The sequence below is a fragment of the Niallia sp. FSL W8-0954 genome, from assembly GCF_038005605.1.
Taxonomy (GTDB): domain Bacteria; phylum Bacillota; class Bacilli; order Bacillales; family Cytobacillaceae; genus Niallia; species Niallia circulans_A.
This window is the reverse complement of the sequence record NZ_JBBOTN010000001.1, coordinates 4,038,952-4,064,102: the sequence shown is the minus strand read 5'-3', so window position 1 is coordinate 4,064,102 and position 25,151 is coordinate 4,038,952. Positions and strand designations below refer to the sequence as shown.

Below are 25,151 nucleotides of genomic sequence, written 5' to 3'. Positions count from 1 at the left end.
AACGCCTCGATTCCTTTCCTTCCATTATTTATCTTCTGTTTTGTTATTCAACTCTTTGAAATAATACCGATATAGTAAGTAGAATACATTGTTGGGGGTTACTAAATGGAATTACATTTATCCAGTGAAATACTTATTTATGAAAATAGCGTGAAAAATATAGATATACTTATACAAAAAATTAATGAAGACTTAGAAAAAAACAAATTATACTTTAGTCATTTAATTATTAATGGAAAAGAAGTTTATAGTGATTTTGAAGAACAAATTATGGAGCAAATCAATACAATTGAAAAAATAGAATTAGTGACAAAAACAATTGATGAATTTATTAACGATTTAACGGTATCATTAAACCAATATAGTAATCGTGCCATCCCAATTATTAAGCAGCTTACAGAGCAGTTTTATCAATCTCCAACAGAAGAAGCATGGGGATTGCTTCAAGATTTATTGGAAGGTTTAAATTGGGTGTATAGTACGATAAAGAGTATGGGGAATACGGAGTTAAATGAGTATAAGGAAAATCTATTGAATGTCGCTAATCATTTCGAAGTTGAATTGCCTAACCTGCTGGATGCAATTGAAAATCATGATTACATCTTAATTGGAGATATTATTTCTTATGAAATTCTCCCACAATTTGAATCAATTGAATCAATCACTGAAAAGACATTTCAGGTTATAAATAAGTAGAAAAGAGTTAATTAAATGGATAATAATCTATACTATCGTAAAAAGATTTTAATTATTGGCGGAACAGGAACAATAGGTAAGCAGCTTTTAATAGAACTTTTAAAGTGTGAACCGGAAGTTGTTCGGATATTTAGCAGGGATGAATATAAACAATTTGAACTGCAGCAAGAGATGGGAAATAAATCGAATATCAGATACCTAATTGGTGATGTAAGAGACCAACAAAGATTACTAATGGCGATGGAAGATATTGATTTTGTATTTCATTTAGCAGCAATGAAACATGTGCCTGCTTGTGAATATAATCCCTTTGAAGCAGTAAAGACAAATGTTATCGGAACACAGAATGTCATTCAAGCATCATTAGATGCTGGTGTAAAAAGAGTCTTGTTTACAAGTACAGATAAAGCGATTGCCCCTACTAATGCTTATGGAGCAACGAAATTGACGGCTGAAAGGCTTATTTCTGCAGCCAACTATCAAAAGGGTCCTAAAAATACCATTTTTAGTTCTGTACGATTTGGTAATGTAATGGGATCAAGGGGATCGGTTATCCCATTATTTAAAAAGCAAATTATAGAAAAAGGTTACCTGACTGTAACGAATAAGGAAATGCTTCGTTATATGATGACGCCTAAGCAGGCAATATCGTTAATGTTAAAGGCTAATGCAATAGCTTACGGCGGAGAAGTTTTTGTCTTGAAAATGCCTGTTATACGCCTGCGGGATTTAGTGGAAATCATTGTCGATGAAATGGAACAACAGTACAGCTCCCATCGAGTTGATATTAAAGAAATCGGCTTACGCCCTGGTGAAAAAATGTATGAAGAATTAATGACCGAGGATGAAGGTCGAGTTGCATTAGAAACAGAAGAAATGTATATAATTCGGCCACCATATGGTGCGACAGGCGAGAACTATCCAAATTTAATTACTCCGACGTTTCAAAAAGCACATCCACATGAGGAGGCAGTAATATCAAAGGATATATTAAAAACTTGGATACGGGAAGAAAACTTAATTTAATTAATGATTGGAGAGACTCAGATGATAGGGGATAAACAAACTAGTATCATTAATAAATTTCCTCATTTGCGTAGTTCCTTTAGTATTTTGGAAAATTATAAGGATGAGATGAATATAGAGATCCTTAAAACAAAGGATGATCAAGTTGCAACGCTCTCTGTAACAATAGATAAACGTCCTTACTATCTTCATAGTAAATATGATCCAATAAGAGAAGCAGAGATTTTGATAGATCGCTACAAGGACGAATTAGATAAGTATGATCACGTGCTATTTTATGGGGTAGGACTTGGATATCATGTTGAGGAATTATTAAATAGATATCCAAAATTGAATTATTCTATGTTTGAACCAATACCGAATGTGTTTAAAAGATTTCTTGAATTAAATAGGTTAGAAAAACTAGATTTAAACCGTTTAAAAAATCTCTACATCGATACAGTAGAAGATGGTTCGGAAAAATTTTTACTTAATTTAACATTGAATATTCAAGAGAGAATATTACTTATAGTACTTCCAAGTTATGAAAGAGTCTTCAATCAAAAATCGGAGGAGTTTGCGGAACACTTTAGGGAAGCCATTACTCGTAAATATGAAAGTTATTATATTGATAATAAATATAGTTCTCGATGGACATTGAATAGTCTTATTAATCTGCCAGTTACTCTATCTAGCCCCAATATACTTAATGGGTATGAAGAAGTATTTAAGGATAAACCATTAATTATTGTTTCTGCTGGCCCATCTTTAGAAGAGGAATATGAAAACTTAAGAAAAATAAAAGCGCAAAAGACAGCATTTATTTTTGCAGTTGGTTCTGCTAATAAAGCACTTATTGTAAATGGGATTATTCCTGATGCTGTGTGCACTTATGATCCTCAAGAAATAAACTATTCAGTATTTACAAAAATGCTTGAAAATGATGTGATTGATGTCCCCATGATTTATGGGACGAGCGTGGGATTTGAAACACTTAAGCACTATCCTGGACCTAAACTTCATATGATTACTTCTCAGGATACCGTTACACCATATTATATTGGAGATTCTGCTCAATATGTAAAACGAATTAATGATGCACCAACTATCGCTGCAGTTACTCTGCAGCTTGCATGCGAATTAAAATCTAATCCAATCATTTTGGTCGGACAAAACCTGGCTTTAAAAGGAGAGCAACGTTATTCAAGTGAAATAGAAAATGAAAAGGAAAAGATTGAAGAGGATAAAGAAAATATTGTAATGGTAGAAGATGTACATGGCAATCTAATTAAGTCTACTAAAGGGTTTATTAATATGAAGACTTATTTAGAACATTATGTATCTTCCTATAAAAATATCGAAGTTATAAATACTACAAATGGCGGAGCTGCTATCATTGGAACTAAATATCAGCCATTAAGTCTTTTAATGGAAGAAAGATTAAAAATCGAAGTTGTCTCAAAGGATTGGCATAAGAAACAATCAAGTTACATTGAAAACATTCTAAGTAATAAGGTAGGGTTATTAGAACAATCGATAGAGCAATATTTAACATTGCATAGGCGAGTTCTAAAATACCTTATAGAAATTGAAGCGTTAGCTGAGAAAAAACAAGCAAGAAAACTCGATAAAGCTATTAATCAGTTGAACAATGAAATGCAAAAACTAACTAATAATGAATTCTATAAAGTATACATCCTCCCAATAAATAGAACTCAATATCAAGCATTGATTATAAGAGCCACAGAAATTAGAAAGACTGAGGGGATTTATCAGAAGGCAAAATTAGTGCTCAATGCATTTCTTCCATATGTTAATCGATGCAAACAAACAATGGATCAAGTGATTGGAAGTGTATATAATGTGCATTTACTTCTTGAAACAAATGCAAAACAGCAGCACTACAAATTCTATGCAAGTGATTGTGGAGCTTTTGATTTTCAAGGAGAATGGAAAAAGGAAAATTATGCTCCTAGCAAAATGATTAATTATCCTGTCAAACAGATGGTTTCTAACGGGAATTCTAAATTAGAGTTTAAATTTACAGGAACATCATTTAAGATTTTTGGCTCTACTAGTAAACTAGGTTCGAAAAATATGGAAATAAGGATAGATGGTAATGTTAAAAGATTTACTACCCATATAAATAAAAATGAGGAGCTTTTTGCAAAAAGAATAAATCAAATGCTCTTTCAAGAATCAAATTTGGAGAATAAAGAACATCATGTGGTAATTAAAGGAGAAGGTAATTTTTATTTTACAGGAGTGGAGATAGAGAGAACAGGAAGATTATTTCACGTAAACGAAGTTACAGATATAAATACAATAAAAATCGGTGAACGAATTCGCTGTCATTATGCTGCTAAATATAACAAGGTTGGACAGTTTTATGGGCTCGGCGAAGAAACAGGATCATTCCTTCCGCCAGAAGCTTCTGCATATCCGGATGGGGATTTTTATTTTATTATGGTGGATAAAGAAGATGGTAAAAGCAAATTAATTGCTGATAGGAATGTTCAGCATAGTATTTCATGGGATGTTTTAAATAGATGTTGTATGGTTCATGGTATAAATCAAACAGTTGATAACTCATCAGGTATCATTAGAATACTAAGTGGAGGAATAGGCTACAGTAACGAGTTTGGAAAATTAGTATATCCTGACAATCTTAGATTCGGGGGATATCCAAGAGAAAATGAATGGACAAGATATATTGAATCTTGTGAAGAGAGTAATAGTGACCATAAATGGAATTGGAGTAGTTTATGTTCATGGTGTATGGAGACTCCAATTGTAGCCTCAAAATTTAGATATGGGGATGGCTCCTTTAAAATAGAGTCAGCAAATGAAAATAGTAGAATAAGAGTTGGACATTGGAGTCAGGGATTTAGAAATGTATCAGAGAAGACGGAAATTCAACCCTCTATTGGATTTAGACCATTATTTATAATAGATAGTTTTAAATAATATTAAAAGGTATGGTAAAATGGCACAATTGAAATATTTTCTAAAAGAAAAAAAAGTAATTATTTTCGGGGCTAGTGAAAATGCAAAAAGGTTATTAGCAAATAATAACATAGTAGTTGAGTATTTTGTTGATAATGATGACAAGAAATGGGGAGGAACTTTTTTAAACCATTTTGTTAAAGCACCAGACATTTTGCTTAATGAAAAAAAGGATAACATATATATTATTGTCGCAAGTATATATTATCCAGAGATTGCAGAACAACTAAAAAAACTAGGTTTTTTCGAAAATTTAAATTTCTGTAATGGAAGTAATTATTTGTATGCAGATAAAATAAATAGTGATTTCCCCCAAAAATTTATTAATGATATTAAACACTATACAATTGAGGATTATGAGAAAGTTGAAGCGAAGGCAATAGGATTCTTGAAATCAAATTATAATCTCATAAGTATATATAATTTTGGTTCAATAAGTACACCATCCATATCAGACATAGATCTTTTATTATATTTTAATGAATCACCAAGCAAATTAGAAGAAATAAAAATAAAATTCCGACATTATTTGAAAGAGAACAAATATGAATACTTTTTTTGTCATGATCCGCTTTTTCTTAATCAACAAACATTCAAATACTTATCACTTTTTCATACTGTTACCAACTTTAATAAAGTATTCGGGAAAGATTTAAATTATGAACAAGGTAATTATGAATATGAAAAAACATTAATATGGAATTATTATTTCTATAAAAGAATATGGAGAATAAGAACAAATTCGGAGTTTAATTTTCGACAATCAGGGATGTTAATAAAAAATATGTTCCATTCAATAAAAAACAATTCGATATTATTCAAACAAAACAGTAAGGAAATTAACTTGATAGATATAGAAAAAAAAGTTGAGGAAATTAGAAGCAAAATTCTATCAAAGGAATTGACTGTTAGCTATTTCTTAAATGCTGTGGATGACTTATGGGAGATTATTAGATTTCAGGAAAACTTTCAAATTGGTAAATTAAGTGAAGTATGTCAATTTGATATTAATTACTTACCGGCAAAATATAAAGAATTATACAATGAAATTATTTCTGAGAAAAGTGAATATGTTATTAAGATAAAAAAAGCCCTAGAAGAAATGGATATATCATATAGCCAAGCTAGAAAATTGTTTGGTGCTTTACCAATGTTTGAAATTCCTTATTATGTGTGACAGGAGTTTGTATGAGTAGTGAATATAAATGGTTAAATAATTTTATAAATGGAAAAAAAGTAATTATATTTAGTAGTTCCAATGGAGGGCAATCAGTAGCTGAGAAAATTAAAAATAATTTTGCTTACTATATTGATAATAATAAAAAGAAACAAGGAGAAATTATTAATGGAAAAGAGGTTAAGAGTCCAGAGTGTCTAAAAGATGAAAATTATAATAATATTATTATTCTAATTGCAAGTATTTATAAGAAAGAAATTTCAATTCAATTAAGAAAAATGGGTTTTAAGTATTATAAACATTATATTAATGCTTTAGATTTTATAGAAACAAATGAGACTGAATCAATATGGAATAAAGTTAAAGGGTATATAAATCAAAAGCCATACCTATTAGATATTTATAATACAAAATCATTGTTTAATGAAATTCAGGAAAAATATATTTTTAAAATTAAAAACAACGAATTAATTGATCAGAAAATAAAATCTGGTATACCTGTTTCATTACAGAGATACGAATTTAAAGAAAATCCCCAAATTTTATCCAAGGGTTTTGATTTATTAATACATGGTAGTCAGGCTGATGGTACGGCCACAGCTTTTTCTGATATTGATGACTTAATAATTTTAAAAAAGGAGTTTTTTACTTCCTTTGAGGTATTTGAGGCAACAATAAAAGAGCTTCATAGACTTAATCTATTTTATCAAAGTAAAGATATTACTCAGCATCATGGACATTGGCTTGTCTCATTTGATGAGCTTTATCATTATAATGAAGTTAATATACCTTCTTCAATTTTTAATGAGAGTGTCTCAATATTTGGAACAAGTGAAATAAGTTATTTTGTAGATAAGAATTCAATTTTTTCAGGCCGTTTGTTATTGCTAAGTGAGAATATAGAAAATCGAGTAAATGACTTGGTTAATAATAAATCAAATTTATATGAATTAAAGCATTTATTATCAGGATTTGCATTATTATTTCCCTTATACTACCAATCAAAAGGAAAGAATATAACAAAGAAAAATGCTATAAAATGGGCAAGTACTACTTTTGAAAAGGAAATTCTGGATATTCTAAACTGGGTTTCTAATCTTAGAATGAATTGGGAAAAGGTACCAACGTACAAAGTGGTAGAAGAATATAAAAATAGATTTATGTTTATGAAAAATAGAGAAGTTATTGAAACTGCCGTTTCTTTTAATGCACCCATAATAACAACCATGGATTTAGGAATAGAGGATCCTCATTATTTCAAAGATAAAATAAACTATTGTCTAGACTTTTTTAAAATGTCTACTTAAAATTGGGCTTTATTTTAATATACAATATTTTGTGAATGGGTTTTAAGAAAGGATAGATGAAAAGTTAATGGAAAAAGTGAATATTATGTTCTCGGTTGATAATAATTACGTCCAACATTTATCTGCTACCATATGTTCAATACTAGAAAACGTGGGTAAAAATGAAAATTTATGTTTTACCGTAATATATAATTCTCTTAATAGAAAGAGTAAAAACACACTAAATAATCTCATTAAAAGATATAAAAGTAAGATTATATTTATAAGATTGGATTCATTGGATTTAGTTGGGGCTAACTTGGAAGGGCATATTTCTGAAGCAACTTATTATAGAATAATGATTCCTGAGTTATTTCCTGAGAATATAAAAAAAGTTATCTATTTAGATAGTGATATTCTTGTTAGAAAAGACATTATGGAGTTATGGGATACAGAAATAGGAGATTCTGTAATTGGTGCCATAAAACTTAATGAGTACAATGGTTACGATAAAATTGATATACCAAAAGATGCGCCTTATTTTAATGCTGGTGTCTTAGTAATAAATTTAGATAAATGGAGAGAAGAACAAATTACTAGAAAAGCATTTGAATATATAAAGCGTCATCCAGAAAAATTAATAGCTCATGACCAAAGCATATTAAATTATCTTCTATATGATAAATGGCATCAAGTCGATTATACATGGAATGTTAGGACTCAAATTTTTTCATTAGACTATTTAAATGCGGGGTTTGATAACTTTGAATCATTTGAGGAAGTAAAGGAAGACCCCTCAATCGTACATTTTACAACTGCATCAAAACCATGGCATTACTTAAATAACCATCCTTTTAAAAAAGAATATTTTTATTATCTAGATAAAACTGGATATGAATACGAAAAATATCCTGAAAGAAAACTATTGTTTGAGAAGGAAATAATTTTATTTGGTACTGGAGAAAAGGCCAAAACTTATACCAATATGTTAAATAAATATAATTTGGATGTTAGCTTTTATATTGATAATGATAAGAAAAAATGGAATGATACTTTTTTAATGAAACATATAAATTCTCCATCTCTACTTAGAGATATCAAGCATAAAAGTGTGATAATAATTGCAAGCAAGTATGTTGAGGAAATAAGTGAACAATTAACTGATCAGGGATATATTTTAAATAAAAATTATTTTAAAGATTTAACTTCAATAGCAAATTTTGTCAGGAATGATGGTTAGTTATTCAAATTAGTAAATTATTGATTCGGTCATATGCTCTTTTTTGGAATTTCTAATTAGTTATGTAAGGAGATAATCATGAGTTCACCACTTATTAGTGTTGTAATGCCTGTTTATAATCGAGAAAAATATATACTAAAAACTATAGAAAGCTTATTAAATCAAACATATCGAAATTTTGAACTACTTATTGTAGATGATGGTTCTTCAGATAGAACAAAATTGATTATCAAAAATATTAAGGACCCTAGAATAGTTTTGATTGAACATAATAAGAGAAAGGGAGTAGCAGCAGCTAGAAATACTGGCTATTCCAAGGCAAAGGGAAAATATATTGCGATATCTGATTCTGATGATATAAATTCACCTATACGATTAGAGAGACAGTTGGCTTATTTAGAAGAAAGACTAGATGTAGATGTTGTTTCCTGTTGGATTAAAGAATTTAATGAAAATCAAAATAGAATTATAAAATTCAGTTCGGATAATAATGTTATTCGAGCAAATTTAATTTTTAATCCTGGCATACCTGCGTTTATGATGTTTAGAAAAGAGAAATTGATCAAAAACAATTGTCTATATCATGATGAATCTTTTGAAGCGGCAGTAGATTATGAATGGTACACTTCACTACCAGTAGATATAATTTTGTCCTGTGTACCAGAACCTTTATATTTATATAGAAGACATCCTAATCAAATAAGCACTAATGGTTTTCAGAAACAACAATATTTCGCTAACATGATAAGAAAAAAAGAGTTAGCAAAGATTGGTATTACTCCAACAAAGGAAGAATTGGAACTACATTATTATCTTTCATATGCATCATTCGCTCCGATAAAAAAGATTAACTTTAATAAATTGCTCGATTGGTGTGAGCAATTATTAAATGGAAATAAAAGTTCTAATTATTTTAATCAAAAGGAATTTGAGCGAGTTGTTCTTTTAAAGCTATATAGCTTAATAGAGCAATCAGAAATATATGATAGAAATTTATTTGATTTATTTTATAGTAAATTTGGAAATAGTAATTTATTCCCGAAACAAACTATTAATCTTAATAATATAATTAGTAAGGTATCAAAAGATGAAAAAAATGTAATGGTATTTGGGACTAAAAGGTTAGGTTATCTTATGAAAAAAGAATTAGAGAACAAAGGATTATTTATAAAAAATTTTCTTGATAATAATGAGAACATAGATAAAAAGGAACTTGACGGAGTTGTAATTAGAAATCCATTTCAAATAGATTCAACATTATCTTCTTGCCATATAATAATTACAGTATTGTCAGAATCTAGATTTGATATTAAAGATACCTTGATAAAAGAGTATAACTTGGAAGCAAGTAGTATTTTTACCATAGAGGATTTTCTCACAGAATAAATAAACGTAATTATTTTTTGCAGTTAATTAAGTGAAACTATGGAACATTCATCTGAATAACTACAATCAATTAGTTTAAACGAAAACCTAAGAAACCAATATTGATATAACATCAATTATTTTGTTACAGAATTATATTAAGGAGCTATATTAATTGAATACTGTTGAATTAACTGTCTTAATGACAGTATACAATGGAGAAAAGTATATTAAAGAAACAATAAATAGTGTGCTAAATCAGTCTTATCAAAATTTTAAATTCCTAATAATAAATGATGGATCAACAGATAGAACACAAAATATTATTGAGTATTATGCTGAGAAGGATAAAAGAATCAATGTATATAGTTTGGAAAAAAACGTTGGAGTGGGGGTAACCTTACAGAAAGGGTTATCATTAATTGAAACTAAGTACATTGTAAAAGCAGACGCGGATGACTTATTTCATAAGGATAGATTTAAGTTACAGATAGAGTTTCTTAAAGCGAACTCAGATATCTCTATGGTAGGATCCTTAATCAATTATTTTCCTGACAATGAGAGAATTCTAGATTCAAGTCGATATAAATATTTAAAACATTTTTATGAGATTCATCAAAATAATATTATTGATAAACAAGATTTAAAGGAAAAAATCAATTGGTACAATTGTTTTATTCACGGTAGTTTAATGGGGAGAACAGATCATATAAAGCAAGTAGGATACCCTTCTTTCCAGATAGCAGAAGATTATTATTTGATTTATCATATGAATAAATTAGGATTTAACTTTGCTAAAATAAATAAGAAACTTGTTAATATTCGTGTTTCTTCCGACTCAACAACAGTAAGAGAACACGACAAAATATTAGAATCCATAATAGAGATTAAAAGGAAGGATCTTGAGAATTTTCTTAATGGGAATAGCCCTGTTTATATTTGGGGAGCAGGAAGTTTTGGGAAAACTCTTTTGAGTAAATATGAATTTATCTCAAAGAGAGTTGTAGGTTTTATTGATAGTAATAAAGCTAATTGGGATAAAGTTATATCTGATAAAAAGGTTTATTCCCCCTCTATTATTAATCAAAAGAGAATTAAAGTTTTAGTTGCATCTTCTTTAGGTAGGTTTGAAATAGCTAAAGAATTACAGAAGATGGGATATCAGAGTGGTATCGACTTCTTCGTTGTGAACTAATGCCGTCTTATTTTTTTGTTAGGGAGGTATTTATGTGATTACCATTGTCGCAGCGGCAGATAATAAGTATGTAAAGCATATGGGCGTCATGATTCAATCATTAATTTTTAATACTAGATCTCTTTTTAGACTACAATTTTTAATAATAGATGGTGGAATAACGGAAGAAAATAAAAAAAAACTAGAATTATTAATTAGTTCTTATTCGATTGTAGAATTAAACATCTTAGTGCCAGAAATTTCTGGTATAAAAAATTTAAGAACTGATAAGCATATCTCGGAAGCCGCATATTTGCGTTTATTGATTCCACAAATTATAGGTAGCAACGAAATAGAAAAGGTTATCTATCTAGATAGTGATCTAATAGTTAATAAAGATATAAAAAATCTTTGGGATGTAGAACTTTCTGGATATGCGCTAGCAGCTGTACAAACACTAAATTTTAATAGGCATAAACAACTTAACATGGACAAAGGAGTAAAGTATTTCAATTCAGGTGTACTATGTATAAATTTAACAAAATGGAGAAAAGAAAATCTCTCAAAGAGAATTATAAAATTTATTAATGAAAATAGGACTAAGGTAATCTACCATGATCAAGATGGGATGAATGCTATTTTATACGACGACTGGATAGAATTAGATCCATCATGGAATTTGACAAGTCAGTTACTATATTTAGGGAAATATAGTAAAGACGAACTTCCCAATATCATTCATTACACAGAAGCATCCAAGCCTTGGCAACTCTTAAATAATCACCCATTTAAAAAGGAATATGAAAAGTACTTAGCAATGACACCCTGGAAAGATGATATTCCACCTGAAAATGCTATTATTCACAAGTTATTAATGGATAAGAGGATTATAATATTTGGTAGTGGTGGTAGTGGCTTAAGATTACTAGAAAGAGTAATGGAATTGAATGGTACTGTGTCTTATTTCTTAGATAACAATAAAGAGCTGTCTGGGAAGGAAGTTAATGGTAAGAAAATCCATACTCCTAATGTGTTAGCAGATGAAAATATAGATGAAATCTTTATCATTATTGCTAGTATGTATTATGTGGATATTGAAAAGCAATTAACAGAGTTGGGACTTAAAAGATTAAAGCATTTCGTTTCATTAGGGTATGAAAATGAATTATTAAAAGAATGGTAGCTAAGATATGAATTTAACAAAAGAGTATCAGGTATTTAAAAACAAATACATTGTTCAGCAAAGAAGAGAACACGAATATGCAATTAATCGCTATTATGCCCATGTAATTGATCCGTTCTTTACAAAAATAGTCTATGATTTGAAGCTAACACCAAATATGGTTACTATTATTGCTGGTTTTTTAGGAATAGTCGCATCGGTATTTTTTATTTTCGACTATTGGATTACAGGTGCAATCCTTCTTCAGCTTCATCATTTTATGGATGGAGCAGATGGGAATTTAGCGAGACTAACTAATAATTGCTCTGCTTTAGGAGCAAAGTTAGATAAACTTTTTGATCAATTAGTTAGAATAGTTTTGTTTTTAACATTAGCAATAATTATAGATGTACCGTTATGGGCAAAAATATTGTTTATTGTAACAATCTATTGGGATTTATTTATTGTTCATTATTATATACTTCCTTTTATGAGAAGAAATAAAATGAAGCGTGCCAAATGGAAGGAATGGTTTTTAAGTAAAGGAATTATACCAGGATTTGATCATTTTACAATCTTTTTTCTAATTTCTTTAGGAGCTATTTTTCAAAGATTAGATGTGGTTATTTATATTGTTATAATACTAAAAAATATAGATTGGCTATATCGGGTATGGGAATGTTTAAAAACCCAGTATCGAAAATAATAAAAAGGCTTGAATTCTCAAGTCTTTTTTTGTTTAATAAACGCTAAACTTTTCCGATAATAATAATGATGATAACAGAACGATAAAAAGGAAGTTTTAAAATGTTTAATCATAAAGCCTATATATTTGATTTGGATGATACCTTGTATTGTGAGCATGATTATGTAAAATCAGGATTTTACAGTGTTGCTTCCTTTCTAGCAAAAGTGAATCCTTTTCTCGATGTAGAAGAATTGGCCGAGCATTTTATAATGGAATGGAAACAAAACGGACGAGGGAAGGTATTTAATCATGTCTGTGACAGGTATGGTATTCAAGTAGATGTAAAGCAACTAGTAGATGTATATCGTAAGCATGAGCCTTCTATTCATTTATACGAGGACGCTGTTTTATGCCTAAAGAGATTAACGGAAAAGAAGATTCCCATTGGTATTATCACAGATGGGAATTCATCCATGCAATGGAATAAGTTAAAAGCGTTAGGGTTAGATAAGCAAATTCCCTCTATTATTGTTACGGATGATTTAGGTGGTTCAGAGTTTTGGAAGCCTCATCCTCTCGCTTTTCAGAGGATGAGCGATTGTTTAAAGGTGGATATGAAAGACTGTGTATATATTGGGGATAATCCCAATAAGGATTTCGTAACGGCGAAAAAATTAGGTCTCCATACGATCCGTATCGTAAGAGAAATTGGAGATCATATGCAGACAAAACTTGATCAAGGTTATGAAGCAGATAAAAAGATTTATTCCTTAATGGAAATAAGATAGGAAACAGGTGAAAACATGAAAGTTATCGCTATACTACAAGCGCGAATGGGATCGACAAGATTGCCAGGCAAGGTGCTATTACCATTTGGACATACGAACGTGTTAGATTATGCAGTTTCAAGATGTCAGGCAGCAAAAGGAATTGATCAAGTGATTGTGGCGACTTCTGAGAAAGAAGCTGATAATCAAATTGTAGAATGGTGTAATCAAAATGATATAGAGGTATTTCAAGGTTCGGAAGAAGATGTATTATCTAGATATTTTGAATGTGCAAAACAATATAAAGCAGATTATGTGATCAGGGCACTTGGCGATTGTCCTTTCTTTCATTATGAACTAGCTGATGAAGTTATTGAAGAGATAAAGAGAGTGCAAGGAGATATTGTAATATATAAGGAACCTATTCCATTAGGATTAGGAGTTGAAATTATTTCTTCCTCAGCGTTGACTTATATCTATAACCATGGCAAGAAAGATTATCATCGAGAGCATGTAACCTACTATGCTTATGAAAATAGAGAATTATTTAAACAAGTTAACGTGGAAATTCCTAAGTATGTTTTAGACAAAGATGTAAGATTAACATTAGATACACAAGAGGATTATCAACTCTTATCCGTTATTGCGACGCATTTTGCAGATAATAAATTTATCTCTACAGAGGATATTCTAAACTATCTACAGGGAAATAAAGAATTAACTATGATAAATCAACATATTGAACAAAAAAAGGTGAAATAAGATGAATCACACGCAAAAGAAATTAGCCTTAGGAACGGTTCAGTTAGGGCAGGTATATGGGATTGCAAACCGAATTGGTCAACCTGATAAGCAAAAAGCAGCAGAAATCTTAAATTATGCTGTAAAACACGGAATTAAGACAATTGACACTGCACCTGGATATGGGCAAAGTGAAGAAATAATAGGATCATTTTTAAAAGAAGAAATGGATGAATCGTTAAATATTATTACTAAAATTCCTTCTATGAACGAAAATAATATTGAGGAAATAGAAAAATCTATAAAAGCATCACAGAACAAATTAGGGATAGAAAAGCTATATGGTGTGTTATTCCATGATGCAAATGTTTTGGAAAAATTAACGAACAAAGATTGTGAATGGATTGAAAACCTGAAAGAAAAGTATCACATTAATAAAATGGGAATTTCTATTTATTCACCTGAGCAGGTGAAAAGAGTAATAGAGTTAGGGGTTTTTGACATCATTCAAGTGCCAATGAATGTTTTTGATCTTCGTTTAATAAATGAGGGACTTCTACAAGAATTAAGTAATAATAAAATTGAAATCCATGTGAGAAGCGTTTATTTGCAGGGGCTATTATTTTTAGAGGAACAGGAGCTGCCCAATTCTTTAAAAGCTGCCTCTCCGTATTTACTAAAATTAAAAAAAATTGCGGCAAGGGAGAAATTGAAGATAAGTGAACTCGCTTTTCTCTTTATAAGAGACAATTCTTATGTGGATAAAATGATTGTTGGATGTGAATCTTTGGACCAGTTGAGAGAAAACATACGCATTAGTGAATTGCCTACGCTCTCCTCTTCAATTATGGATGAAATTAATATATCCTTTAGAGATATTCCTGAAAATATAATAAATCCGTCAAAATGGAGGGATTAGTATTGAAATCGTTGAAGGAGTTATTCTCTTTAAAACATAAAACCGCTCTTATAACTGGTGCCAGTGGGCATTTAGGCTCCACCATTTCTGAAAGTCTTGCAGAGTCAGGTGCCAATGTAATATTGGCAGGCAGAAACCAAGAAAATAATAAGCTGCTAGCGGAAAAATTAATGAATCAATATGGAGTTATTTGCCTACCTATCTATTTAGACGTTTCAAATAGAGATTCTATTACTAATTGTGTTGAAGTAGCTCTGAAAGAGTTTGAAAAGGTTGATATTCTGATTAATAATGCTTCATATGGATCAACAGGGAAGATTGAATCCATGACTGACAAGATGTGGGAAGTGGGTATTGATGGAACAATTAATCAGGCCTTTCGCCTGACGAATAGTATTTTGCCCTATATGGTTGCCCAAGGCTCTGGAAATATTATTAATATTTCCTCTATGTATGGAGTAGTATCGCCAAATCCAGAAATTTATGGGGACAGTGGCCAAAATAATCCGCCCAATTATGGTGCTGGCAAAGCAGCTATTATCCAATTTACAAAATATATAGCAAGTCATTATGGCAAGGAAGGAATTAGAGCTAATTCCATTTCGCCAGGCCCTTTTCCAAAACCTGAAGTACTGAAGAATGGAGAATTTGTAGAACAGCTAGCTAGGAAGAATCCATTGAACAGAGTAGGGAGACCGGAAGAATTGAAAGGGGCGGTTGCTTATCTCGCATCAGATGCTTCTTCTTTTGTAACAGGACATAATCTATGTGTGGATGGTGGTTGGACAGCATGGTAAGTAAATCCTATCAATATAAGTGCCTGAAGGAGAATATTCTAGAGCAGGATAATTATCATATAGAGCCGCTTAGACGAGAAGATATGATGAAGATAAAGGAATATCGAAATAAACAAATGGATGTATTAAGACAAAAGCAGCCAATAACAGATGAAGGACAAGTTTTGTATTACCAAAAAGTAGTGATCCCGCTTTTTGGGGAAGAAGAACCTAAACAATTGCTTTTTAGTTATTTTTATAATAAAGAGTTAATCGGATATGGAGGACTGACAAATATTGATTGGGAGGCTAAACGAGCAGAAGTATCCTTTTTAGTTAATCCTAACCGAGTAAAAAATAATCAACTGTATGAAAAAGATTTTCAGTATTTCTTAAACTTTTTAAAAAGAATAGCGAAACAGCAGTTAAAATTTAATCGTTTATTCACAGAAACGTATGATATACGACCATTTCATGTGGGGATTTTAGAAGCGAATGGGTTTGAATTTGAGGGAAGAATGAAGCAGCATGTTGTAATAAAAAATGAATTTGTCGATTCATTACTACATGGATGTTTATTAAGTAAGGAGTGTTAATCATGCTTAAAGGCAAGCGTGTTTTTGTTAGCGGTGGTGCAGGAGTTATTGGAAGGGAATTAGTTTCTAAGCTTCACCAATTAGGTGCAGAAATTCTTGTAGGAGATTTAAAATCCAAGCCAGCAGAATGGTCTGAAAATATTAAATACTGGCAAGGAGATTTAAACTACATAACAAAAGAAGAACTGGATGCTTTTGATCCGGAATATTTCTTTCATTTAGCGGCAACGTTTGAAAGATCGGTGGAAACATATGAATTCTGGAGTGAGAATGATCAGCATAATGTAAAATTAGGCCATCATTTAATGGATTGTTTAAAAGATAATCCTAATCTGAAAAGAGTAGTTTTTGCATCTAGTTACTTAATTTATAATCCTGATTTATATCAATTTAATCAGCCGGCTTCCGTGCCAACATTGTTAAAAGAAAGTGACCCTATCTATCCACGGAATCTGACAGGTGTGGCTAAATTAATGCATGAAATTGAACTGCGCTTTTTAGAAGGGTTCAATCAGGTTTCTTTTAGTTCGGTTAATGCTCGAATTTATCGAGTTTATGGAAAGAATTCTCGTGACATCATTTCAAGATGGATTAGAGCTCTATTAAATAAGGAGCCAATCAAAGTCTATCGAAAAGAAGGCATGTTTGACTATATTTATGCAGGAGAAGTGGCAGAAGGACTTTTAAGGCTTGCTGTTAGCGATGCAAGTGGTATTGTGAACCTTGGTAATGGAAACGCACGAAAAGTATCAGATGTAGTAGCTGTTTTAAAACAGCATTTCCCTGATATGAATTATTCGGAAGAAGAAAGTGATATCCTTTATGAAGCCTCTCAAGCTGATGTAACAAAGTTAAAACAATATACTGGCTGGATGCCTGAAAAACAAGTAGAGGATATGATTCCAGAATTAATTGCTTTCGAAAAGAAACAAGTGGAGAAACAGAAGGAAGATACCGGAGCATTTGGAAATATTTTAATTACCAGTGCCTCTAAAAAAATACCTTTAATAGAAGCAGTTAGAAAAGCTGTTCAAAAGTTAGGTTGGGATAGCAAAATAATAAGTGCAGATGGTAACGAGAATAGCATGGCAGCATATTTTACTGATGATTTTTGGCATATGCCATTACTTTCTGATTTAACTGTTGATGAGCTGTTGCGTTATTGTAAGGAAAATACAATTAAATATATTATTCCGACACGTGATGGCGAATTATTATGGTTTGCGCGTAATAAAGACCAATTAGCAGCAGCGGGTGTACACGTTATGGTATCAGATGAAAAGGGAATTGCTGCTTCTTTAGATAAATTAACTTTTGCTAAGGAGTTAGAGTCATTCAACCTACCTGTTATTCCGACTGCTTTGTCAATTGATCAAGTTAAAGCAAGTTCTTATGTGGTGAAAGAAAGATTTGGTGCAGGTTCGCAAAATATCGGAATAAATTTAAATGAGGAAAATGCCAAATTGCATGCAGAAAAATTAATGGAGCCAATCTATCAGCCCTATATAGAAGGGAAAGAAATAAGCATAGATTTATATGTTGGCAAAAATGGAAAGGCTAAGGGAGTTATATGTAGAACAAGAGACTTAGTAGTAAATGGGGAATCTCAAATTACTACAACCATTCAAGATCAACGCTTAGAAGAGTTAGCAAAAGGATTAGTAGAAAAATTAAATTTATATGGACATGTTGTTTTGCAGGTTATAAAAGACGAGAAAGAAAATTATCACATAATAGAGTGCAATGCTAGATTTGGCGGAGCTAGTACGTTAAGTATAAATGCAGGGTTAGACAGTTTCCGTTGGTTTTTATTAGAGTCAGAGGGAATGAATATTAATGATTATTCCTTTGTTCCCGCAAAAACTGGAGTAAAAATGGTTCGTTTTGTTAGTGATACATTTGTTAAGTAAGTTAGTAATAAAGAAGTGAAATTCACCGTGTAGAGAAGAATATGGTAGGATTCCTGATAAAAGTGATAAAATGTTTATACCCAATTAAAGACAAATCACTTAACCTTTATCAAGTATGCTTGTAGAGGAATAATTCTTAGATACATTACTGAACTAGAAATTAATAAATAAATATTAAAAGAGGGTACAAATGAAAGAGATACGTATTGGAAATCGATTAATTGGAGAGAACCATCCTCCCTTTATTATCGCAGAGATGTCTGGAAATCATAATCAATCATTGGAAAGAGCATTACAAATTGTTGAAAAAGCTGCGGAAGCAGGTGTTGATGCAATTAAGTTGCAAACCTATACAGCAGATACAATGACCTTGGATATTGATGAAGGGGAGTTTTTTATTGAGAATGACAATAATTTATGGAAGGGAAGTTCACTCTATAAATTATATAAAGAAGCCTATACTCCTTGGGAATGGCATGAACAAATTTTTAAGAAATGCGAGGAGTTAGGTATATTAGCTTTTAGTTCTCCTTTTGATGAAAGTGCGGTTGACTTTTTAGAAACATTAAATGTTCCTGCATATAAAATTGCGTCTTTTGAAAATGTCGACATTCCTCTTATCAAGAAAGTCGCTTCGACAGGCAAACCAGTTATTATTTCTACTGGAATGGCTAGCATCGCTGAAATTGATGAGGCCGTGCGTGCCGCGAGAGAAGCAGGGTGTGAGGATTTAATATTATTGAAGTGTACAAGTACTTATCCTTCTTCCCCGGAAAATACGAATATTAGAACAATTCCACATATGAAAGAGCTTTTTAAATGTGAGGTTGGTTTGTCAGATCATACGTTAGGTGTAGGTGTCTCTGTTGCTAGCGTAGCATTAGGAGCAACCGTAATAGAAAAGCATTTTACAACATTACGGTCTGATGGTGGAGTAGACTCTACTTTTTCCATGGAACCGCAAGAAATGAAAGTACTAGTGGAAGATAGTAAGCGAGCATGGAAAAGTTTAGGAAAAGTTACTTATGGAACAACAAAAGATGAATCCGCCTCTTTAGAACATCGACGTTCTCTTTACATTGTTAAGGATGTAGAAGAAGGAGAGCTAGTTACTACTGAAAATGTTCGATCTATCCGTCCAGGTAAAGGATTGTCGCCTAAATATTTTGAACGGACATTAGGGATGAAATTTCAGAAGTCCTTTAAAAAAGGGACACCATTATCTTGGGATTGTTTCAAATAAAGGGCGAATTACTATCTTATAATCTATTTAAGAACAAGTTTATGATAAAAAATATTGGATCTTATTATAATGTGGTTCATGTTTTAAGCTTAAAAGCAAGGTAAAGCAATTCAGTAGGAGGATTAAAGTTGAAGAATATTCTATTAACAGGCGGAGCAGGCTTTATTGGCAGAGCTGTGGCAAAGAAGTTGCTGGCAGATGGACATAAAGTCTGGATTTTAGATGATTTATCCAATGGCAGTGAGAAAAATATTGAGGAATTTAAAGATCAACTGGAGGAATTCATTATTGGCGATATTAAGGATGAGGCATTGCTAGAGAAATTGTTTGCTAAAACATCCTTTGATATTTGCTATCATCTTGGAGCATCGATTAATGTCCAAGATTCGATTGATGATCCTCGAACAACTTTTAACAACGATACTATCGGGACTTTCTATGTATTGGAACAGTGTAGAAAAACCAACACAAAGGTTGTGTTTATGAGTACATGTATGGTGTATGATCAATGTACCGATGAAACAGGGATTACAGAACAGCATGCAATTAAACCAGCTTCTCCTTATGCAGGAAGTAAAATTGCAGCGGAAAATATGGTATTGTCTTATTATCATGCTTACGGTTTGCCAACTGTTGTAATCCGTCCGTTTAATACATATGGACCTTTTCAGAAAACTGGAGGAGAAGGTGGCGTAGTAGCTATTTTTCTGAAGAAAAAAATAGCTGGAGAGCAGCTTCATATATATGGTGAGGGAACGCAAACAAGAGATTTATTATATGTGGAAGATTGTGCAGAATTTGTTGTGAATGCTGGATATTCAGATGCTGTAAACGGAGAAATTGTAAATGCTGGCTTAGGAAGAGACGTTTCTATCAATGAACTGGCCCTTAAAATTGTTGGAGATTCGGACCGTATTAAACACATTGAACATATTCATCCGCAAAGTGAGATTCAAAAGCTTTTATGCAATTATGATAAGGCAAAACAATTATTAAATTGGAGCCCTAAGTATACCTTAGAAGCAGGATTAAGAGAAACGGAAGAATGGATTAAAAGTCACCTGATGTAAGGTGGCTTTTTTCCAAAGGAGGAAAATGAAATGGAATTAGCATTGTATGGAGGCCAACCAGTAAGACAGGAGTTTCTGTCATATGGCCAACAATGGATTACAGAAGAAGATGTACAGGCAGTTGTAGAAACATTGCAAAGTCCTTATTTAACACAGGGTCCTAAAATTGATCAATTTGAACAAGCGATAGCAGAATATGTCGGCACAAAATATGCCGTTGCTTTTATAAATGGCACAGCTGCTCTGCATGGTGCTTGTTATGCAGCTGGCATAGATAATGGAGATGAAGTCATTACGACCCCAATGACATTTGCAGCGTCCGCCAACTGTGTTCTTTATATGGGAGGAAAACCAGTTTTTGCGGATATTGATAAACAAACTTATAATATTGACCCAATTAATATCGAGAAACTGATTACCTCTAAAACAAAGGCAATTATTGCTGTAGATTATACAGGACAGCCGGCGGATTTAGATGGAATTAAAGCGTTATGTAAAAAGCATCATTTAGTTTTTATAGAAGACGGTGCACATTCGATTGGCGCTTCTTATAAAGGAGAAAAGGTTGGCTCTCAAGCTGATATGACGATGTTCAGCTTTCATCCTGTTAAGCATATAACGACAGGTGAAGGTGGCATTATTGTCACTAATTCAGAAGAATATGCAAAAAAACTTCGATTATTTCGGTCACATGGCATCACGAAGGATACTTTAAAAGGGGATGAGGGACCATGGAGCTATGAAATGGTTGATTTAGGTATGAACTACCGAATGACAGATATACAAGCTAGTCTTGGATGTTCCCAATTAAAAAGACTTGATAGTTTTGTGAAAAGACGCAGAGAGATTGCTAATCAATATACAGTTGCTTTTCATAACATTCCGAATGTAGTGGTACCTTTTCAAGAGGCAGCTGGTGAATCAAGTTGGCATTTATACATGCTTCGATTGCGATTAGAGAGTTTAAGGGTAGATAGAAAGACAATATTTGAAGCTTTACGTGCTGAAAATATAGGTGTGCATGTTCATTATATCCCAGTCCATACTTTAGCTTATTACCGAAACTTAGGATATAAGAAGGGAATTTGTCCTAACGCTGAACTCTACTATGAAGAAGCGATTACACTTCCTTTATTTCCGAAAATGACAGAGGAAGATGTGCAATCTGTAATAAAAGCAGTGCAGAAAGTAATAGGCTATTTTTCGAAAGAAAGGTAATTTTCCTTATTTATCCCATTTTATTTACAATTGAAATAACTTTTTGTTAATAAATGTTTAGAGTATCCGATATAAAAATTAAAGGATCTGATAGAGGAGCTGTTATATGGATGAAATTGGAGATGAATCAACAACAATCGACTATATCTAACTTAGTGAACTCAACCAGAAATGATAATGAAATTAGCTTAAATAATAGGGACTACACTAAATTGGTGGATACTCTTTCAGAAGAATCGACTAACATTCTGAAAAAAGAGAAAGCGGAAGAAATAGTAACGAGTATCAATGAATTTTTAAAGCCACATTATACTTCTATAAATTTTAAGGTCCATGATGAAACAGAACGCTATTATATAGAAGTCGTTGATAAAGCTACAGAGAAGGTTATAAGAGAAATTCCATCTAAAGAACTTTTAGACATCTATGCAAAAATGACAGAGTTTATCGGAATATTTATCGATAAAAAGCTTTAAATTACAGGAGGATTTATAATGAGTGTAAATTCAATAAAATTCACCGGTCTTGCCAGTGGACTTGACACACAATCGATTGTCGATTCATTAATGAAAGTGCAGCGTATGCCCCTAGACAAACTAAAACAACAAAAGCAAATTTTAGAATGGCAACGTGATAATTACCGAACAATGAATGCAAAATTAAAAGAGTTCGATACATTTATATTTGAAGGTATTTCCAAACAATCAAATATGATGAAAAGAACTGCTGTTTCTTCGAACAAGGATATAGTATCAGTAAGTGCAAAAGCGAATGCGGGGAATGTTTCCTATAATATCTCCGATGTTGTAATGGCAAAGTCCGCTAAAGTACAAAGTGCAAATAAAATTAGTAATAGTACGTTAGATCCTACCAAGAGTTTACTTTCCCAGCAAAGCAAACTCTCTGATGACTCAGGAATTCAATGGAAGGGAGAAAGTTTTTCACAGACTTTAACAGGACAAGGAGACGAAATATATCTAGGTGGTACTTCCTTATCTGGATTTCCTGATTCAATAACTGTCACAGGAGGGACCGATAAAACGTTTAAAGTTCAGCTGATAGAAGGAGATGCTCCAGAAAAAGGCACTAGAGCAGCTGATACTGTATATGTTAATCCAGCCACTGGAAAAATGACATTTGGTGAAATTCTTCCAGAAAATAGCACGGTAACAGTGAGTGGGGACAATCTTAAGAAGAACAGCTATATTGAGTTTGATATTCAAACAACAAATGAAGATGGTACAAAGAATAAGCAAAGTTTTAAAATTGATGGCTCCACTTCATTAAATAGTATGTTTAGTAAAATTAACAGTTCTAATGTCGGGATCAGTATGTTTTATGACACTGGTACAGATAAAGTAGTCGCCCAACGCACAGATACTGGTATACTAAATAATGGAGCAGAAGAAATTGAGTTTTTGGGAAAGGATGCAGAATTTTTTACTAAAACTCTGAATTTAACTGAAAAAACTGCTGGGTCTGATGCTGAATTCACTATTAATGGTTTAAAAACTACTAGAAAATCCAATACCTTTACAATGAACGATGTTACCTTTAATTTAAATAAAAATACTACTGCTGGTGAAAGTGTGAATGTAAATATTCAAACTGATACAGATAGTATTTTTGATACGATAAAATCTTTTGTAGATAAATATAATGAAACAATCGGTGCTGTTAATACAGAACTTACTGCTCAGCGTTATTCAGCTTTTCAGCCTCTTACAGAAGAACAGAAGGCGGCAATGGGTGAAAAGGAGATTGAGCAATGGGAGGAAAAGGCGAAAAGTGGCTTACTGAAGAGAGATCCCCTTTTAACCTCTGGTTTAAATAAAATGAGAAACTCCTTATATGCGTCTGTAACAGTTAATGATAAAACAAAAACAATTGAAAAATATAATCAGTTGGCTGAAATTGGGATCACTACTTCGAAGGACTATTTAGAACGTGGTAAGCTAGAAATTAATGAAGATAAATTAAAAGCAGCAATCGAAGATAATCCAGAAGCGGTATACCAGTTATTTATGGCGGATGGCCCAACAACTGATCAACAAGGATTAGCGAGAAGGTTAAGAACGGATATATCAGATACAATGAAACAAATTGAAGAAAAAGCTGGTAATACGTTTAAAACGGAATATAATTATACCATTGGTAAAGATATGCTGCGAATTGATGATAATATTGAATCAATGGAATATCGATTAAAGCAAATAGAAGATCGTTATTGGGCACAGTATAACGCAATGGAAAAGGCTATACAAAAATTAAATAATCAATCTTCGCAATTAACAGGCTTTTTTGCACAAAATGGATAATAATAACTTAGGGGTGAGTAAGTAGATGGCAGTTAATCAACCATACCAAACCTATAAGCAGAATGCAGTCAATACTTCGTCTCCCGGTGATTTGACTCTTATGCTGTATAATGGTTGTTTGAAATTTATTACATTAGCGAAAAGAGCTATTGAGGATAAAAATATTGAAAAACGAAATGAAAATCTGGGTAAAGCACAAAATATTATTAATGAGTTGATGATTACATTAAATTTAGAGATCGATATTTCTAAAAATATGCTCCAAATGTACGATTATATTTACAGAAGGTTAGTGGAAGCTAATACTAAGAATGATATTAATATATTAAATGAAGTCGAAGGTTATGTTATCGAATTTCGTGATACTTGGAAGGAAGTAATAAAAATAGCGAAAAAAGATATTGGACCTTCCAATGGATTAGCATAATGAGTCTATTAACTGACTATAAAGAGTGTACGAAAAAGCTGCTTGGACTTCTTATGATAGAGGAAGGAACGATAGAGGAAAGAGAAGCTGTTATAAAGGAAATAAATGAGTTATTAGAGAAGAGGGAAGAACTATTAAATCAGCTTCCTTTATGGCCGAAGATTAATGAAGCAGATAAAAAGGAAATGATAGCTTCAGAGAAACTTCTGAATGACAAGATGGTTTCTTTGCAAGGGAAAATAAAAACAGATTTAAAGCAGCAGCAAGTGAGAAAGAAAAGGATTAATCAATATAATGATCCGTATGGTGGAAATATCTCTATAGATGGTATGTTTTATGATAAGAAAAAATAAAAAGGTTGTTGCCA

At 31.9% G+C, this 25,151-nt stretch carries 23 protein-coding genes; all 23 read left to right on the top strand.

From position 1 onward, the window contains the following. The first annotated feature begins 105 nt into the window (after positions 1–105). The 23 genes from NX902_RS20010 (at position 106) to NX902_RS19900 (ending at position 25,137) form a co-directional block, all read left to right on the top strand. Positions 106–696 (top strand): hypothetical protein, encoded by a 591-nt coding sequence (locus NX902_RS20010; RefSeq protein WP_163187969.1) that lies wholly within the window; start codon positions 106–108, stop codon positions 694–696. A gap of 15 nt (positions 697–711) precedes the next feature. Then, entirely contained in the window at positions 712–1,722 is a 1,011-nt protein-coding gene (locus NX902_RS20005; RefSeq protein ID WP_163187970.1) for a polysaccharide biosynthesis protein, read from the top strand. Positions 1,723–1,743: 21 nt separating this feature from the next. Further along, the gene (locus NX902_RS20000; protein WP_163187971.1) at positions 1,744–4,668 is read left to right on the top strand and encodes a 6-hydroxymethylpterin diphosphokinase MptE-like protein; all 2,925 of its coding nucleotides are present in this window, start codon (positions 1,744–1,746) and stop codon (positions 4,666–4,668) included. A 19-nt stretch (positions 4,669–4,687) separates the two neighbouring features. Further along, positions 4,688–5,884 carry a hypothetical protein gene (locus NX902_RS19995; RefSeq protein ID WP_163187972.1) on the top strand — a complete coding sequence of 399 codons (1,197 nt, stop codon included), beginning with the start codon at positions 4,688–4,690 and terminating at the stop codon, positions 5,882–5,884. 11 nt (positions 5,885–5,895) lie between these two features. After that, on the top strand, positions 5,896–7,191 hold the full coding sequence (locus NX902_RS19990) for a hypothetical protein (protein WP_163187973.1): 1,296 nt from the start codon (positions 5,896–5,898) through the stop codon (positions 7,189–7,191). Between the two features lie 67 nt (positions 7,192–7,258). Then, positions 7,259–8,410 (top strand): glycosyltransferase family 8 protein, encoded by a 1,152-nt coding sequence (locus NX902_RS19985; RefSeq protein ID WP_163187974.1) that lies wholly within the window; start codon positions 7,259–7,261, stop codon positions 8,408–8,410. Positions 8,411–8,488: 78 nt separating this feature from the next. Beyond that, positions 8,489–9,796: a glycosyltransferase family 2 protein gene (locus NX902_RS19980; RefSeq protein ID WP_163187975.1), complete on the top strand. Its 1,308-nt coding sequence runs from the start codon at positions 8,489–8,491 to the stop codon at positions 9,794–9,796. A gap of 154 nt (positions 9,797–9,950) precedes the next feature. Then, positions 9,951–10,970, top strand: a complete 1,020-nt coding sequence (locus NX902_RS19975) for a glycosyltransferase (protein ID WP_163187976.1) — start codon at positions 9,951–9,953, stop codon at positions 10,968–10,970. 34 nt (positions 10,971–11,004) lie between these two features. Continuing rightward, positions 11,005–12,132 (top strand): glycosyltransferase, encoded by a 1,128-nt coding sequence (locus NX902_RS19970; RefSeq protein WP_341160942.1) that lies wholly within the window; start codon positions 11,005–11,007, stop codon positions 12,130–12,132. A gap of 7 nt (positions 12,133–12,139) precedes the next feature. Continuing rightward, positions 12,140–12,817 carry a CDP-alcohol phosphatidyltransferase family protein gene (locus NX902_RS19965; protein WP_303985428.1) on the top strand — a complete coding sequence of 226 codons (678 nt, stop codon included), beginning with the start codon at positions 12,140–12,142 and terminating at the stop codon, positions 12,815–12,817. A gap of 101 nt (positions 12,818–12,918) precedes the next feature. Further along, positions 12,919–13,587 carry an HAD family hydrolase gene (locus NX902_RS19960; RefSeq protein ID WP_123260567.1) on the top strand — a complete coding sequence of 223 codons (669 nt, stop codon included), beginning with the start codon at positions 12,919–12,921 and terminating at the stop codon, positions 13,585–13,587. Positions 13,588–13,602: 15 nt separating this feature from the next. Beyond that, a complete protein-coding gene (locus tag NX902_RS19955; protein WP_123260568.1) occupies positions 13,603–14,328 on the top strand; it encodes a cytidylyltransferase domain-containing protein in 726 nt (241 codons plus the stop codon). A gap of 1 nt (position 14,329) precedes the next feature. Next, positions 14,330–15,226 (top strand): aldo/keto reductase, encoded by an 897-nt coding sequence (locus NX902_RS19950; protein ID WP_123260569.1) that lies wholly within the window; start codon positions 14,330–14,332, stop codon positions 15,224–15,226. 2 nt (positions 15,227–15,228) lie between these two features. Further along, positions 15,229–16,023 (top strand): SDR family oxidoreductase, encoded by a 795-nt coding sequence (locus NX902_RS19945; protein ID WP_303985424.1) that lies wholly within the window; start codon positions 15,229–15,231, stop codon positions 16,021–16,023. Further along, entirely contained in the window at positions 16,017–16,598 is a 582-nt protein-coding gene (locus tag NX902_RS19940; protein WP_095330283.1) for a GNAT family N-acetyltransferase, read from the top strand. Before NX902_RS19945 ends, NX902_RS19940 begins: the two co-directional genes overlap by 7 nt. Positions 16,599–16,600: 2 nt before the next feature. Next, positions 16,601–18,508, top strand: a complete 1,908-nt coding sequence (locus NX902_RS19935) for an NAD-dependent epimerase/dehydratase family protein (protein WP_163187980.1) — start codon at positions 16,601–16,603, stop codon at positions 18,506–18,508. A 190-nt stretch (positions 18,509–18,698) separates the two neighbouring features. Continuing rightward, positions 18,699–19,751: a pseudaminic acid synthase gene (gene pseI, locus NX902_RS19930; RefSeq protein WP_341160941.1), complete on the top strand. Its 1,053-nt coding sequence runs from the start codon at positions 18,699–18,701 to the stop codon at positions 19,749–19,751. 128 nt (positions 19,752–19,879) lie between these two features. Beyond that, positions 19,880–20,821: an SDR family NAD(P)-dependent oxidoreductase gene (locus NX902_RS19925; RefSeq protein WP_047943887.1), complete on the top strand. Its 942-nt coding sequence runs from the start codon at positions 19,880–19,882 to the stop codon at positions 20,819–20,821. Between the two features lie 30 nt (positions 20,822–20,851). Further along, positions 20,852–22,039 (top strand): UDP-4-amino-4,6-dideoxy-N-acetyl-beta-L-altrosamine transaminase, encoded by a 1,188-nt coding sequence (gene pseC, locus NX902_RS19920; protein WP_123258233.1) that lies wholly within the window; start codon positions 20,852–20,854, stop codon positions 22,037–22,039. Between the two features lie 122 nt (positions 22,040–22,161). Then, on the top strand, positions 22,162–22,515 hold the full coding sequence (locus NX902_RS19915; RefSeq protein WP_161798407.1) for a flagellar protein FlaG: 354 nt from the start codon (positions 22,162–22,164) through the stop codon (positions 22,513–22,515). A gap of 18 nt (positions 22,516–22,533) precedes the next feature. Beyond that, positions 22,534–24,357: a flagellar filament capping protein FliD gene (gene fliD / locus NX902_RS19910; protein ID WP_123258232.1), complete on the top strand. Its 1,824-nt coding sequence runs from the start codon at positions 22,534–22,536 to the stop codon at positions 24,355–24,357. Positions 24,358–24,382: 25 nt separating this feature from the next. Then, positions 24,383–24,784, top strand: a complete 402-nt coding sequence (gene fliS, locus NX902_RS19905; protein ID WP_095330289.1) for a flagellar export chaperone FliS — start codon at positions 24,383–24,385, stop codon at positions 24,782–24,784. Next, positions 24,784–25,137, top strand: coding sequence for a hypothetical protein (locus tag NX902_RS19900; RefSeq protein ID WP_341160940.1), 354 nt, complete (start codon positions 24,784–24,786; stop codon positions 25,135–25,137). The genes fliS and NX902_RS19900 overlap by 1 nt, the downstream gene beginning before the upstream one ends. The last annotated feature ends 14 nt before the right edge of the window (positions 25,138–25,151 follow it).